The organism is Pseudomonas sp. Irchel 3E20 (assembly GCF_900187645.1).
GTDB lineage: Bacteria > Pseudomonadota > Gammaproteobacteria > Pseudomonadales > Pseudomonadaceae > Aquipseudomonas.
Genome location: NZ_FYEE01000004.1, coordinates 378191 through 392949 on the forward strand (window position 1 = coordinate 378191; position 14759 = coordinate 392949).

A 14759-nucleotide genomic window follows, 5' to 3' on the forward strand; every position below is an offset into this window, starting at 1 on the left:
CACTTGCGATGAATTTTTCCCAGTTCTTTATTTCCCGGCCGATCTTTGCCGCAGTGCTATCGCTGCTGATCCTGATCGCCGGTGCAATCTCGCTGTTCCAACTGCCCATCAGCGAATACCCGGAAGTCGTGCCGCCCACCGTGGTAGTGCGCGCCAACTTCCCCGGCGCCAACCCCAAGGTCATCGGCGAAACCGTGGCCGCGCCTCTGGAACAGGCGATCACCGGGGTGGAGAACATGCTGTACATGTCCTCCCAGTCCACCGCTGACGGCAAGATCACCCTGACCATCACCTTCGCCCTGGGCACCGACCTGGACAACGCCCAGGTGCAGGTGCAAAACCGCGTGACCCGCACCCAGCCCAAGCTACCCGAAGAGGTGACGCGCATCGGGATCACGGTGGACAAGGCCTCACCCGACCTGACCATGGTCGTGCACTTGACCTCGCCGGATAAACGCTACGACATGCTCTACCTGTCCAACTACGCCTTGCTCAACATCAAGGACGAGTTGGCGCGCCTCGATGGTATCGGTGACGTGCAGTTGTTCGGCATGGGCGACTACTCCCTGCGGGTGTGGCTCGATCCGAACAAAACCGCCTCGCGCAACCTCACCGCCACCGACGTGGTCAACGCCATCCGCGAGCAGAACCGCCAGGTTGCCGCCGGCGCCCTGGGCGCGCCACCCGCGCCGAGCGCCAGCAGTTTCCAACTGTCGGTCAACACCCAGGGGCGCCTGGTCACCGAGGAAGAGTTCGAGAACATCATCATTCGCGCCGGCGACGACGGTGAAATCACTCGCCTCAAAGACATCGCCCGCATCGAACTGGGCTCCAGCCAATACGCCCTGCGCTCGCTGCTCAACAACCAACCGGCGGTGGCGATCCCGATCTTCCAGCGCCCGGGCTCCAACGCCATCGAGATCTCCAACGACGTTCGGGCAAAAATGGCCGAACTCAAAAAAGATTTCCCCGAAGGCATGGACTTCAGCATCGTCTATGACCCGACGATCTTCGTGCGCGGCTCCATCGAAGCAGTGGTGCACACCCTGTTCGAGGCCCTGATTCTGGTGGTGCTGGTCGTCATTTTGTTCCTGCAAACCTGGCGCGCCTCGATCATCCCCCTGGCCGCCGTGCCAGTGTCGTTGATCGGTACCTTTGCCGTGATGCACATGTTCGGCTTCTCCCTCAACGCCCTGTCGCTGTTCGGCCTGGTGCTGGCCATCGGCATCGTGGTCGATGACGCCATCGTGGTGGTGGAGAACGTCGAACGTAACATCGGCCTGGGGCTCAGCCCGGTAGACGCCACCAAGCGGGCGATGCGCGAAGTGACCGGGCCGATCATCGCCACGGCGCTGGTGCTGTGTGCGGTGTTCATTCCAGCGGCCTTCATCAGTGGCCTGACCGGGCAGTTCTATAAACAGTTCGCCTTGACCATCGCCATTTCGACGGTGATCTCGGCCTTCAACTCCCTGACCCTGTCCCCGGCCCTGGCGGCGGTGTTGCTCAAACCCCATGACGCGCCCAAAGACCGTTTCTCCAAGGTTCTGGACCGTTTGTTCGGCGGCTGGTTGTTCCGCCCGTTCAACCGTTTCTTCGACCGCGCCAGCCATGGCTATGTCGGCACCGTGACCCGAGTCATCCGCAGCAGCGGCATTGCCCTGGTGCTGTACGCCGGGCTGATGGTGCTGACCTTCTTCGGTTTCTCCAGCACCCCCACCGGTTTCGTGCCGCCCCAGGACAAGCAATACCTGGTGGCCTTCGCCCAACTGCCGGATGCCGCGAGCCTGGACCGCACCGAAGACGTCATCAAGCGCATGTCCGAGCTGGCCCTCAAGCAGCCTGGCGTGGAAAGCTCGGTGGCCTTCCCCGGCCTGTCGATCAACGGTTTCACCAACAGCCCGAACAACGGCATCGTCTTCGTCATCTTGAAGCCATTCGATGAGCGCAAGGACCCGAGCATGTCGGCCGGTGCCATTGCCGGCGCCCTGAATGCCCAGTACGCGGACATCCAGGAAGCCTACATGGCGATCTTCCCACCGCCGCCGGTACAGGGCCTGGGCACCATCGGCGGGTTCCGCCTGCAAGTCGAAGACCGCGCGGGCCTGGGTTATGAGGAACTGTACAAAGAAGTGCAGAACGTCATCGCCAAGAGCCACAACGTGCCGGAGTTGGCCGGGTTGTTCACCAGCTACCAGGTCAACGTGCCCCAGGTCGATGCCGCCATCGACCGCGACAAGGCCAAGACCCACGGCGTGGCCATCACCGACATCTTCGACACCCTGCAGGTTTACCTCGGCTCGCTGTACGCCAACGACTTCAACCGTTTTGGCCGCACCTACCAGGTCAACGTCCAGGCCGAGCAGCAGTTCCGCCTCGAACCTGAGCAGATCGGCCAGTTGAAAGTGCGCAACAACAAAGGCGAGATGATCCCGCTGGCGACCTTCATCAAGGTCAGCGACACCGCAGGGCCGGACCGCGTGATGCACTACAACGGCTTTGTCACCGCCGAAATCAACGGCGCGGCAGCCCCCGGCTACAGCTCCGGCCAGGCCGAGGCGGCCATCGAAAAACTGCTCAAGGAAGAACTGCCCAACGGCATGACCTACGAATGGACCGAGCTGACTTACCAGCAGATCCTCTCGGGCAACACGGCGCTGTTCGTCTTCCCGCTCTGCGTGCTGCTGGCGTTCCTCGTGCTCGCGGCCCAGTACGAGAGCTGGAGCCTGCCGCTGGCGGTGATCCTGATCGTGCCCATGACCCTGTTGTCGGCCATCGCCGGGGTCATTGCCTGGGGCGGTGACAACAACATCTTCACCCAGATCGGCCTGATCGTACTGGTGGGCCTGGCGTGTAAGAACGCGATCCTGATCGTCGAGTTCGCCAAGGACAAGCAAGAGGAAGGCATGGACGCCTTGAGCGCGGTGCTCGAAGCCTGCCGCCTGCGGCTGCGGCCGATCCTGATGACCTCGTTCGCCTTCATCATGGGCGTGGTGCCCCTGGTCTTCTCCAGCGGCGCGGGGGCGGAAATGCGCCACGCCATGGGTGTAGCCGTGTTCTCCGGGATGCTCGGGGTGACCTTCTTCGGCCTGCTGCTGACCCCGGTGTTCTACGTACTGATCCGTAATTTCGTGGAGCGCAGCGAAGCACGCAAAGCGGCCAAGGCCCTGATACTGGAGGCACGCCCATGAGCCCCAAAGCCTTCCTGCCCAGCCTGTTGGCCCTGGCCCTGAGCGCGTGCGCCGTGGGCCCGGACTACTCGACACCGGCCACCGAAGCGGCCCACATCACGGCCGCCACCGACGGCGCGGCCGGCCAGAAGAACTTCGACCGTGCGCGGTTCGAGGGCATCTGGTGGCAGCAGTTCGACGACCCGACGTTGAACCAATTGGTCAGCCAGTCGCTGCAAGGCAACCGCCAGTTGCGCGTGGCGTTTGCCCGCCTGCGGGCGGCGCGGGCGATCCGCGATGACGTCAGCAATGACGCCATGCCCACCATCACCAGCCGCGCCAGCAGCGACCTGGGCAAAGGCCAGGTGCCGGGGCAAACCGAGCGCCGCGTTAACAGCGAACGCTACGACCTGGGCCTGGACATGGCTTGGGAACTGGACCTGTTCGGCCGCATCCAGCGCCAATTGGAAGCCAGCGACGCCGAGCAGCAAGTGGCCGAAGCCGACCTTTACCAGTTGCAAGTGACCCTGATTGCCGAACTGGTGGACGCCTACGGCCAACTGCGCGGCGCCCAACTGCGCGAGGGCATCGCCCTGGCCAACCTGAAGAACCAGCAGGACTCGCGCAAGATCACCGAAAGCCTGCGCGATGCCGGCGTCGGCGATCAGCTTGACGTGGTCCGTGCCGATGCGCGCCTGGCCTCGGTGGAAGCCAGCGTGCCGCAATTGCAGGCCGAGCAGGCGCGTCAGCGCAACCGCATCGCCACCCTGCTGGGCGAACGCCCGGACAAACTGAGCGTGGACCTGAGCCCGGCGACCCTACCCGCCATCGCCAAGGCCTTGCCCATTGGCGACCCGGGTGAACTGCTGCAACGCCGGCCCGACATCGCCAGCGCCGAACGCAAACTGGCCGCCGCCACCGCCCGCATAGGCGTGGCCAAGGCCGATTTGTTCCCACGGGTCAGCCTCAGCGGCTTCCTGGGCTTTACCGCCGGGCGCGGCTCGCAAATCGGCTCCTCGGCGGCCAACGCCTGGGCGCTGGGCCCGAGCATCACCTGGGCGGCGTTCGACCTGGGCAGCGTGCGCGCCCGTTTGCGCGGCGCCGATGCCGAAGCCGAGGGCGCCCTGGCCAGCTATGAACAGCAGGTGTTGCTGGCCCTGGAAGAATCGGAAAACGCCTTCAGCGACTACGGCAAGCGCCAGCAACGGCTGATCTCGCTGATCCGCCAAAGCGAATCGAGCCGCGCCGCCGCTGACCTGGCCCAAATCCGCTACCGCGAAGGCACCGAGGACTTCCTCGTGCTGCTCGACGCCCAGCGCGAACGCCTGGCCGCCGAAGACGCCCAAGCCCTGGCCGAGGTGGACCTGTATCGCGGCATCGTCGCCATCTACAAAGCCCTGGGCGGCGGCTGGCAACCCGAGACCCTGGCCCGTAATTAACCCCCGAGTTGCTCCTTTGGTTGGCCGCAACCAACCAAACCTTTGCCCCGCGAATCATTCGATCGCGGGGCTTTTTTTTGCGTCTCAAACCGCCATCGCGAGCCATCCAGCGCCCGCAGGGGATTGCTCGCGGCCTGTGCTCAAACCTTCTGCCACGGCAGGTCCGGGGCCGTCAGCCGTGGGCCGTCGAAGCCTTCTACCTCGCCAAAGCGTTGCAGGTCACCCTGGTTCCAGGCCTCCAGGGCCAGGACGATGTCCACCTTGCTGTGGCTGACGAAGTTCCAGAACATGTAGATCTCCTCCTCGAACGGCGCGCCGCCCAGCAGCAGGGCGCGGGCGCCGTCGCGGGTGTGCAGTTGCACCTCGTCCAGGCCCCGCCCCAGGTAGGCCAGTTCATTATTGGCGAACATCTGGCCGTTAACCTGAAGCGCCCCGTCCAGGGGCAGGATGCCGTACTCGAAGGTAGGGTCCAGGGCCAAGCGCGCCTGGGCCGCGCCTTCGGCCAGCAGGTCCAGGCCCACCAGCGGCGTATAGACCTTGCTCGGTGCCTGGCGCCCGGCGAAGTGCCCGGCCAGCAAGGTGATGTGCAGGCCACCTTCATCCCACTGGGGCAAATCCGGGTAATGATCGAACGCTGGCGCGCAGTCGGCGTGGCTGGCGGGCAAGGCGATCCACAACTGCGCGGCGTGCAGGCGCCGTTCTTCGGGCAGGGACTCTTCGGTGTGGACGATGCCGCGCCCGGCGGTCATCAGGTTGACCTGGCCAGGGCGCACCACTTGCTCGTTGCCCAGGCTGTCGCGGTGCAGCACTTGGCCTTCGATCATCCAGGTGAACGTCTGCAAGCCAATGTGCGGATGGGGCCCCACCCGCAAGCCGCCCAGGGGCTCGAACAGCGCCGGGCCAGCATGGTCGAGAAAACACCAGGCGCCGATCTTGCGCCGCTGGCGCGAAGGCATCAGGCGACTGACCGGGATACCGCCACCCACCTCGGCGGTGCGGGCGGTGATGCGCTGGATCTGCCGCTCGCCGTCCTCGCTGGGGCAGTCAGAGGAAAGGGACAGGGAAGGTTTGGGGTCTTGGTTGCTCATGGGAAATCCTTCTGTGAATGCGCCATGGACCGCTGCCTGTAGGTAGAAAGCGGGCTTGCCCGCGCCGGGTTGCCACGACAGCAGCATTGATTAAGGCGAAGCCATTAATAGATCATATCGATCAAGCCGTCAGCCAAAGCGATTGGACAAGCCCTAGGGGCGATCCTACTCTGGCGGGGCCACGAAAGCCTCCCACTGGGTAAATCCTGCACCGATGATCGTTCGCCCCAAGCCCAACCTGGTCAGCATCCTGTTCTCCCTCAAGGGCTCGATTGCCCGGCGTATCGCCTTGCGTAGCCTGCTGGTGACGTTGCTGGCGTCGGTGATCGTGTTGATCGAAACCCTGCACCCGGCCTATTTCGCCAAGGTCAGCGCCACGCCCTTCACCCTGCTGGGGCTGTCGCTGTCGATCTTCATGAGTTTTCGCAACAACGCCTGCTACGACCGCTGGTGGGAGGGCCGCAAGCAATTGGGGCAGTTGATTATCGAAGTGCGTTCGCTGATCCGCGAAAGCCAGGTGATCGCCGACCCGCAGGTGCGCGAAGCGCTGCTGCGTGAACTGTGCGGCTTCGCCCATGGCCTGATTGCGCGGCTGCGCGGCGAGGCCGAGCACGCGGCCATCGCGCCCTGGGTGCAACCGGCGGTGGACAACGCCCACCCCAACCTCACCGACAGCCTGCTGCAACGCATCGGCGCACGCTGCTCGCGCCTGGCCGAGCAAGGCCTTATCAGCGACTGGCGCTACACCCAGCTCGAATCGCGCCTGGTCAGCCTCAGCGGCGTGCAGGCCGGTTGCGAGCGGATCAAGAGCACGCCGCTGCCCTTCCCCTACACCCTGCTGCTGCACCGCACCATCTACCTGTTCTGCATCCTGCTGCCATTTGCCATGGCCGAGCCTCTGGGCTGGATGGCGCCGATCTTCACCGCCGTGGTCAGCTACACCTTTTTTGGCCTGGACGAAATCGGCGACGACCTCGAAGACCCCTTCGGCTTCGACGAAAACGACCTGCCGTGCGATGCCATCGTGCGCACCCTGGAACGGGAAATCCTCGCCGCACTGGGCCACACCGACCTGCCACCAGCCCTGGAACCCAAAGACTTCGTCCTCACTTGAACACCGGGGTTTGACTCGCGGCGCGCTCTGGCCGAAGCTTGGCCCCCTGCGCAAAACCCGCCCGCGCCCGGATACCTGCATGTTCAAGCCCCGCCGTCACCTGTTGATCTGCCTATCGCTGGTAGTGGCCGCGGGCGTTGCCTGGCTGCTGTTGCGCGATACCGCCCCCGACGTGGCCCCGGCGGTCAAGCACGGTTTCAACAAGGCCCTGGCGCAGGCGCGCAATGGCCAACCCGGCGCGGCGCGGGTGCTGTACCAGCAATTTGCCCGCAGCGACCTGCCCGACAGCCGCCGCGTGCGCCTGCATGCCGAACTGCCCAACTACCCCAGCCCCCAGGCCTTGAAACTGGCGGACAAAGACTTGCACCACCCCTCCCCAAAGGTGCGCCAAGCGGCGATCCAGAGCGTCGTAGCCTTGGTGCCCGGGGGGCCACGCAGCCTGTTGCTCGGGCCGCTGTTGGACGACCCCGAGCAAAGCGTGCGGTTTGCCGCCGCCAGCGCCTTGCTGGGGTTGTCGCCGGATGACCTGGGGTTGTACTTCGGCCCCTTGCAGCAGGTGCTGGAGCAGTACCAAGCCGTACTCAAGGCCCGGCCCGACGACGTCGACAGCCAATACCTACTGGCGCGCCTGTACCTGCACAACGCCGACCTCAAGGCCGCGCAACAGGCCCTGGAACGGGCCTTGCGCCTGGAGCCGGATAACTTGCGCGCCGTGGTGCTGCAAGTGGAAGTGCTCGACAAACAAGGCCAGGGCGACGCCGCCCGCCAGTTACTGGCGCGGCAACTGCAAGCCCATTCCGACTCGGCCTACCTGCAACACGCCCTGGGCATGTGGCTGCTGCAACACGGCCAGGGCGAATACGCCTTGCTCGGCCTGTCCCGGGCGGTGGAGCTGGAACCGGACAACCCCCATTACCGCTATGACCTGGCCACCACCCTGCACGACGAGGGCGAGTTGCAAGCGGCGCAAAAGCAGTTGCAAGAGATCGTCCAGCGCCAACCCGCCAACCGCAAGGCGCGGGTGCTGCTTATCAATTACTGGAAAGAATCGGGGCAGTTGCAGAACGTTCAGGTGCTACTGGCCTTGCTGGAGCAGCAAAACCCCGATGACCCGGCGTTGCAGCAGGGGTTGTAAAAGGGGCCGCCATCGCAAGCAGGCGCGCTCCCACAGAGGAAAAATCAAAATCCCACCCACACCAGCGTTCAACTGTGGGAGCGGGCCTTGCCCACGATGAGGCTGGCACAGCCGACACCGGTCTACCCGCAATCATGCCGCTATCGCGGGCAAGCCCCCACATACAGGGTGGGCGTGCACTCAGGCGAGCATGTCCTGCATGATTTCCTGCAGCACATCGAGGTCAAAGGGCTTGGCCAGGATCGGCGCCTTGAGGGCGATGGAGCTGCCGGATTCGCGGATTTCCTGAGGGTAGCCGCTGATGAAGATCACTTTCAGTTCCGGGCGCAGCTTGACCGCCGGTTCCGCGATCTGCACCCCGGAAATGCCGCCCGGCAGGCGGAAGTCGGTAATCATCATGTCCAGGTGCGGCTTGGTGGCGAGGATCTGGAACGCCTGTTCGCCGTTTTCCGCCTGAAGCACCCGGTAGCCTTCCCCGGACAGGTAAGCCGCCAGCACCATCAGGATCGAGGGGTCATCTTCGACGATCAGTACAACGTCTTGCGCATCTTCACTCATGGGACGCCTTTGTTCGGTCAATTGCTGCCGGATACGACCACCCGGTCACGCAGAGGTTGCGTCGCCCGGCGCTGTTTTTCACAGCGGCAGGCTCACGCGAAATAAAGCACCTTCGTGGATCCGGCTCTCCACGTCGATGGTGCCGCCATGGGCCGCGACAATCTGCTCGGAAATGAACAGCCCCAACCCCAGGCCCGCCACCACCGTCTTGTCCGAAACCCGCTCGAACTGGGCGAAGATGCGCCGCTGGTTCTCTTCGCTGATGCCGATGCCGTTGTCCTGCACTTCCACCCGCGCCTCGCGGCCGGCGCAGTATACGCGCACTTGGATCAGGCTTTTACCGCCATAGCGCAAGGCATTGGTCAGCAGGTTGGACACCACTTGTTCGATGCGGAACTCGTCCCAGTCGCCCTCCACCGGCTCCGGCGCGTCAAGGCTGACCGAGCATTCGGCGGCCTCGATCTGCGCGGCAAAGCCTTGCAGCAGGTTGCGCACCAATTGCGCCAGGTCGAAGCGGCTGGGGCGGATGGACAATTTGCCGGTGCGGATGCGCGACACGTCGAGCATGTCTTCGATCAGGCGGATCAGGCTTTTGATCTGCCGTTCATCGCGGTCGACCATGGCGTGCATCTTGTCCAGGCTGAACGCCGCCGCATTGCCCCGGGCCAGGTGCATCTTGCGCAACTGGGTTTCCAGGATCAGCCCGTTCAACGGCGTGCGTACCTCATGGGCGACGATGGACATGAAGTCATCGCGCATGCGCACCGCTTGCTCCAGTTCGTTCTGGGTGGCCTGCAAGCGCTCCAGCAGGGCCTGTTGCTCGCGACGGCTCTGCTCCAGGGCTTCGACCTGCTGCTTCATGGCCTTGCTCTGGCGGTACAGGTCGACGAACACGTTGACCTTGCTCTTCACCGCGTGGATATCCAGGGGCTTGTGCAAAAAGTCCACGGCGCCGCTTTCATAGCCCTTGAAGGCGTAGTTGAGCTCACGCCCGGCGGCGCTGACGAACACGATGGGGATGTTCTTGGTTTTTTCCGTGCCGCGCATCAGCTCGGCCAGCTCGAAGCCGTTCATGCCCGGCATCTGCACGTCGAGGATGGCCAGGGCAAATTCGTGCTGCAACAGCAGCGACAGGGCCTCGTCCGCCGACAGCGCCTTGTACACCGTGCGGTCCTCGCGCTTTATCAGGGCGTCGAGGGCCAGCAGGTTCTCCGGCAGATCGTCGACGATCAACAATTTGGCTTGGATCGGGCTCAGCATGCGATGTGTTCCAGTTCGGCCAGCAGACGGCTGATGCCGCGCAGCGGGAGGACATAATCCGGTTGGTGCAGCGCCAGCGCCGCCGCGGGCATGGTGGCAACTTGTGCCTCTAGGGGGTCTTGCACCACGGTCAGGCCCCCGTATTGCTTGACTCGCGCCAGGCCCCGGGCGCCGTCGTGGTTGGCGCCGGTCAACAACACGGCGGCCAGGCCCGGGCCGTAGGCGTCGGCGGCGGACTCAAAGAGGAAGTCGATGCTGGGCCGCGCGTAATGCTCGCGCGCCTCCAGGCTCAACGACAGGCTGTGGTCCTGCTCCACCGACAGGTGATAGCCGGGCGTGGCCACGTACAGCGTGCCCGCCTCGATGGGCGCCTTGTCGTCGGCCTCACGCACCGGGATCGGCAGGCGCCGGGCGAAGACGTCCACCAATTGGCTGCGCGCCTGGTCGGGCAAATGCAGCACGATGATGATCGGCAGTTTAAAACCCGCCTGCAACTCGCTGAAAACGCTCAATAAGGCCTCGACCCCACCGGCCGAAGCACCGATCACGATAGCCTCGATCCGAGGCAGGGCACTGCCCTTGACGACGTCGTCCTTCATAGTTTGCGGTAGATCCGTTGTTGTTTGACCAAAGGCTCGAAACGCTTGCCGTAGGCCGAAAATTCCAGGGTTTCCTTGCTGCCCAGCACCAAAAAACCACGGTGGCAGAGGGATTCGTGGAACAGCCCAAAGGCGCGATCCTGAAGTTTTTTATTGAAGTAAATCAACACATTGCGGCAAGAAATTAACTGAGTTTCTGAGAATACGCTGTCGGTCGCCAGGCTGTGGTCGGCGAAGGTCACGTTCTCCATCAGGCTCTTGTCGAAAATCGCGTAATCATAGGCCGCGGTGTAGTAGTCGGCGAACGAACGTTCCCCACCCGCCTGCTGGTAGTTATGGGTGTAGGCGCGAACGTTCTCCAGGGAAAAGATCCCCTGCTTGGCCTTCTCCAGCGAGTGCGGGTTGATGTCGGTGGCATAGATGATGGTGCGTTCGAGCAAGCCTTCCTCACGCAGCAGGATGGCCATGGAGTACACCTCCTCCCCGGTGCTGCACCCGGCGATCCAAATCTTGATCGAGGGGTAGGTTTTGAGCAGCGGCACCACTTCCTGGCGGATCGCCAGAAAGTGCGCCGGGTCGCGGAACATCTCGCTGACCGGGATCGTCAGCAGTTGCAGCAACTGCATGAACATCGCCGGGTCGTGCAGCACCCGCTCCTGCAATGCGGAGATGGTCTTGCACTCGAACTGCTTCAAGGCGTGGTTGACCCGGCGCTTGATGGATGCGCCGGAGTAATCGCGAAAGTCATAGCTGTACTTGAGGTAGATCGCTTCAATCAGCAACCGCAGTTCAATTTCGGTATTTCGCTCCACTTAGATACGTTCCATCTTCGGTAACCACACGCGAATCAGCGAGAACAGGCGATCCAGGTCGATGGGCTTGGCCAGGTAATCGTTGGCGCCGGCCTGCAGGCAGCGCTCTTGATCGTCCTTCATGGCCTTGGCCGTGACCGCGATGATCGGCAGCTTGCGCCAGCGCGGGTCCTTGCGGATCTCGATGGTGGCTTCAAAACCGTCCATCTCCGGCATCATCACGTCCATCAACACCAGGTCGATGTCTTCCACTTCCTCCAGTTTTTCAATCGCCTCACGGCCGTTACGGCCGATCACGACAATTGCCCCTTTGTGCTCCAGGGCGCTGGTGAGGGCGAAGATATTGCGTACATCGTCGTCCACCAACAGCACTTTGCGCCCCTCGAAGACCTTGTCGCGGCTGCGGGCGGTCTTGAGCATCGTTTGCCGTTCATGGGACAACCGCGATTCGACTTTGTGCAGAAATAACGTCACTTCATCGAGCAAACGCTCGGGCGAGCGCGCGCCCTTGATGATGATCGAGCGCGAATACTTGCGCAGTTCGCTCTCTTCATCGCGGGTCAGGTTACGCCCGGTGTAGACGATCACCGGCGGGAACGAGCGGATGTCCTCGGTGGACATGCGCTTGAGCAGGTCATTACCCAGCATATCCGGCAGCTTGAGGTCGATAATCATGCAGTCGTAGACGTTGCTGCGCAGCAGGTCCAGGGCTTCTTGGGCCAGGCCAACGGCAGTGATCTCGATGTCATCGTCGCCGATCAGGCGGGCAATGCTATCGCGTTGCAGGTCGTCGTCCTCCACCAGCAGCACGCGCTTGACCTTCTGCGTCAGCTTGGCCTCCAGGCGCGCGAACACGTCCTTGAGCTCTTCGCGGGTGGTGGGTTTGACCGCGTAGCCGATGGCGCCCATGTGCATGGCGGCCTCGACCCGGTCTTCCACGGAGATCACGTGTACCGGGATGTGGCGGGTCTGGGCGTGCTCCTTGAGGCGTTGCAGCACCGTCAGCCCGGAGTGATCGGGCAGGCGCATGTCCAACAGGATCGCGTCGGGGATGAACTGCTCGGCCAGGTTGTAACCCTCGTCCGCGCCGTGGGCGACCAGGCAGTGGTAACCCAGCTCATGTGCAAGATCGAAGAGGATGCGCGCAAAGTTCGGCTCATCCTCCACCACCAGGATGCAGCGGGTGGCGAACGGCGCTTTGTCGCGATCGTCGGCGAACCGGGCGATTTCCACATCGTGTACCACCGGCAGCGGCGAGACCCGCACCGTCGCCGGCATTACCGCGGCGCTGCTGATTTTCGTCGGCTCGCTGGGCTGCTCGCCCTGCTCGATGTACTGCAACGGCAGCACCAGGGTGAAAATGCTGCCCTTGCCCGGCTCGCTGGTGACCGCAATGGAGCCGCCCAGCATGGCCGCCAGGTCGCGGGAGATGGACAAGCCCAGGCCGGTGCCGCCGTAACGGCGGTTGGTGGTGCCGTCGGCCTGGCGGAACGCCTCGAAAATGCTTTCTTGCTGGTCGGCGGCAATGCCAATGCCCGAATCGCACACGGCAAAGGCAATGGCGCCGTCGTCCTGGGCCGTGACCGTGAGGCTGACCGCGCCGCGTTCGGTGAACTTGACCGCGTTGGACAGCAGGTTCTTGAGGATCTGCTCCAGGCGCTGACGATCAGTGAACAGCAGTGTCGGGGCACTGGCGGCCAGATTGATCTCAAACTCCAAGCCCTTGTCACCGGCCAGTGGCTCGAACATGCCGCGCAGGCCATCCACCAGGCGCGCCACGTGGGTGTTTTCCGGGCGCACGTCCAGCTTGCCGGCCTCGACCTTGGAGATGTCGAGGATGTCGTTGATAAGGTTGAGCAAATCGTTGCCCGCCGAGTAAATCGACTCGGCAAACTTGACCTGCTCGGCGCTGAGGTTTTCCTGGGGGTTCTCCGCCAGCAGCTTGGCCAGGATCAGCGAACTGTTGAGGGGCGTGCGCAGTTCGTGGGACATGTTGGCCAGGAACTCGGACTTGTACTTGCTTGAACGCTGCAACTCCAGGGCGCGCTCTTCGAGCTGCACTTGGACCAGGCTCAACTCGCCGTTTTTCACGTCCATGGCATCGCGCTGCTCCGCCAGGGCCAGGGCCTGCTCGGCCAATTGTTCGTTGGTTTGCTCCAGCTCCACTTGCTGGGTTTCCAGGTGAGCCTGGGATTCCTTGAGGATGCGTGATTGTTCTTCCAACTCTTCGTTGGCGGTCTTGAGTTCTTCCTGCTGCACTTGTAGCTCTTCGTTGAGCTGCTGGGTCTCGGCCAGCACCTCCTGCAAGCGCTGGCGGTAACGGGCAGCTTCGATGGAGGTGCCGATGTTGTCGGCGATCAGCTCCAGCAGCTCCACATCGCGGTCGGTGAGCGGGCGCAAGAAGCCCAGCTCCAGCGCGCCGTTGATCTGCTCGTCGTTGCTCAGGGGCACCACCAGCACACTGCGCGGGGTGCCTTCGCCCAGGCCGGAACTGACCTTGAAGTAGTCCTCGGGTACGTCATCGAGGCGGATCAAACGGTCCTGGGCCACGGCTTGGCCGAGCACGCCTTCACCGACGAACACCGTCTCACCGTGCGCTTCCTGCTCGCGGGAGAAGCCATAGGACGCCACCCGGCGCAGGCCGCCGTGCTCTTCGCGTACGTACATGGCCGCCACGGCGCTGCCCAGGTACTGGGCGCAGAACTGCAAAATATTGCGCCCCAGAATATTGAGCGTCAGTTGCCCCAGCACCTGCTCGGCCAATTCGGTCTGGCCATTGCGCAGCCAGGCCTGCTGTTCCAGGCGTCGCGCACTCTTTTGTTGGGACGCCAGGTTTGCGCTGTAACTGGTTGAAAGATTGACCAAATCGCGGCGGCCGATAAACGCCAGCAACCCGCTGATGCCCAACACGAACAGCAAATACAGGCTGATGGTCAGAATCGTGGTGTGGCGCACGTCTTCGTTGCGGTTGACGCGCAACTGCTGCTCCATGGCCACGAAAGTGTCGAACTCACTGCGCACCTCATCGGTCAGACGCTTGCCACGCCCGGCCTGCACCGCGCCGCGGTAATCACCATTGGCACGGCGCAGGTTAATCATCTCTTGGGCGAAGTTGTCCCACTCGGCCTGCAAGGCTGCCAGGCGCGTGAGGCGGTCAACCTGGGGCGGGTTGTCGGCCACCAGTTCCTGCAAACCCTTAAGGTCGGCCATGATCCGCGGCCGCGCCACTTCATAGGGGTCAAGGAAGTGCTCGTCGCCGGTAATCAGGAAGCCGCGCATGCCGGTTTCCTGATCGATCATCAGCTTCACCGTCTCATTGGCGTTGTTGATGACCCGGTCGGTGTGCTCCACCCACTGGATCACCGACAACAAATAGGTAATCAGGGAGACGAAAAACACCGCGCTCAGCACGCCAACGCCCAGGGGCAGGCTGACGTTGCGGCTCAGGAGTTTGCGAAAACTCTGTTCATCGACCGACGGCGAAAGGGTCATGTGCAGGCCTTGGTGAAGGGTTAAAAACCAGGGAGTTTGCCCCATGCACGGGCAAAGCAGCTATTTTTCTGACAATGTTAGGCGCATTTTCCTAT

General features: G+C 63.2%; 10 protein-coding genes. 4 read left to right on the plus strand and 6 right to left on the minus strand.

Annotated elements, in window-relative coordinates:
• Positions 1 to 8 precede the first annotated feature (8 nt).
• Positions 9 to 3188 carry an efflux RND transporter permease subunit gene (locus CKW13_RS10450; RefSeq protein ID WP_095108510.1) on the plus strand — a complete coding sequence of 1060 codons (3180 nt, stop codon included), beginning with the start codon at positions 9 to 11 and terminating at the stop codon, positions 3186 to 3188.
• Positions 3185 to 4606, plus strand: a complete 1422-nt coding sequence (locus CKW13_RS10455; RefSeq protein WP_095108511.1) for an efflux transporter outer membrane subunit — start codon at positions 3185 to 3187, stop codon at positions 4604 to 4606. Before CKW13_RS10450 ends, CKW13_RS10455 begins: the two co-directional genes overlap by 4 nt.
• A gap of 140 nt (positions 4607 to 4746) precedes the next feature.
• Here CKW13_RS10455 and CKW13_RS10460 read toward each other — a convergent pair whose 3' ends face one another.
• Positions 4747 to 5694: a pirin family protein gene (locus tag CKW13_RS10460; RefSeq protein WP_095108512.1), complete on the minus strand. Its 948-nt coding sequence runs from the start codon at positions 5692 to 5694 to the stop codon at positions 4747 to 4749.
• A gap of 214 nt (positions 5695 to 5908) precedes the next feature.
• Between CKW13_RS10460 and CKW13_RS10465 the strand changes: the two genes are divergently transcribed.
• Together CKW13_RS10465 and CKW13_RS10470 are read left to right on the plus strand one after the other, a co-directional pair.
• On the plus strand, positions 5909 to 6808 hold the full coding sequence (locus tag CKW13_RS10465) for a bestrophin family protein (RefSeq protein ID WP_095108513.1): 900 nt from the start codon (positions 5909 to 5911) through the stop codon (positions 6806 to 6808).
• 79 nt (positions 6809 to 6887) lie between these two features.
• Positions 6888 to 7943 carry a lipopolysaccharide assembly protein LapB gene (locus tag CKW13_RS10470; protein WP_095108609.1) on the plus strand — a complete coding sequence of 352 codons (1056 nt, stop codon included), beginning with the start codon at positions 6888 to 6890 and terminating at the stop codon, positions 7941 to 7943.
• Between the two features lie 180 nt (positions 7944 to 8123).
• On the opposite strand, the gene CKW13_RS10475 is transcribed toward CKW13_RS10470, so the two are convergent.
• From CKW13_RS10475 to CKW13_RS10495, 5 genes are all read right to left on the minus strand, one after another.
• Positions 8124 to 8501 (minus strand): response regulator, encoded by a 378-nt coding sequence (locus CKW13_RS10475; protein ID WP_095108514.1) that lies wholly within the window; start codon positions 8499 to 8501, stop codon positions 8124 to 8126.
• A 78-nt stretch (positions 8502 to 8579) separates the two neighbouring features.
• A complete protein-coding gene (locus CKW13_RS10480; protein ID WP_095108515.1) occupies positions 8580 to 9761 on the minus strand; it encodes a hybrid sensor histidine kinase/response regulator in 1182 nt (393 codons plus the stop codon).
• Positions 9755 to 10360, minus strand: a complete 606-nt coding sequence (locus tag CKW13_RS10485) for a chemotaxis protein CheB (RefSeq protein WP_095108516.1) — start codon at positions 10358 to 10360, stop codon at positions 9755 to 9757. Before CKW13_RS10485 ends, CKW13_RS10480 begins: the two co-directional genes overlap by 7 nt.
• Positions 10357 to 11172, minus strand: coding sequence for a protein-glutamate O-methyltransferase CheR (locus CKW13_RS10490; protein ID WP_095108517.1), 816 nt, complete (start codon positions 11170 to 11172; stop codon positions 10357 to 10359). Before CKW13_RS10490 ends, CKW13_RS10485 begins: the two co-directional genes overlap by 4 nt.
• On the minus strand, positions 11173 to 14664 hold the full coding sequence (locus CKW13_RS10495; protein ID WP_095108518.1) for a response regulator: 3492 nt from the start codon (positions 14662 to 14664) through the stop codon (positions 11173 to 11175).
• Positions 14665 to 14759 lie beyond the last annotated feature (95 nt).

Excerpts from the sequence above, each read along its gene's own strand:
- CKW13_RS10450 (WP_095108510.1), top strand. The coding sequence starts at position 9 with ATGAATTTTTCCCAGTTCTTTATTTCCCGGCCGATCTTTGCCGCAGTG.
- CKW13_RS10455 (WP_095108511.1), top strand. The coding sequence starts at position 3,185 with ATGAGCCCCAAAGCCTTCCTGCCCAGCCTGTTGGCCCTGGCCCTGAGC.
- CKW13_RS10460 (WP_095108512.1), bottom strand. The coding sequence starts at position 5,694 with ATGAGCAACCAAGACCCCAAACCTTCCCTGTCCCTTTCCTCTGACTGC.
- CKW13_RS10465 (WP_095108513.1), top strand. The coding sequence starts at position 5,909 with ATGATCGTTCGCCCCAAGCCCAACCTGGTCAGCATCCTGTTCTCCCTC.
- CKW13_RS10470 (WP_095108609.1), top strand. The coding sequence starts at position 6,888 with ATGTTCAAGCCCCGCCGTCACCTGTTGATCTGCCTATCGCTGGTAGTG.
- CKW13_RS10475 (WP_095108514.1), bottom strand. The coding sequence starts at position 8,501 with ATGAGTGAAGATGCGCAAGACGTTGTACTGATCGTCGAAGATGACCCC.
- CKW13_RS10480 (WP_095108515.1), bottom strand. The coding sequence starts at position 9,761 with ATGCTGAGCCCGATCCAAGCCAAATTGTTGATCGTCGACGATCTGCCG.
- CKW13_RS10485 (WP_095108516.1), bottom strand. The coding sequence starts at position 10,360 with ATGAAGGACGACGTCGTCAAGGGCAGTGCCCTGCCTCGGATCGAGGCT.
- CKW13_RS10495 (WP_095108518.1), bottom strand. The coding sequence starts at position 14,664 with ATGACCCTTTCGCCGTCGGTCGATGAACAGAGTTTTCGCAAACTCCTG.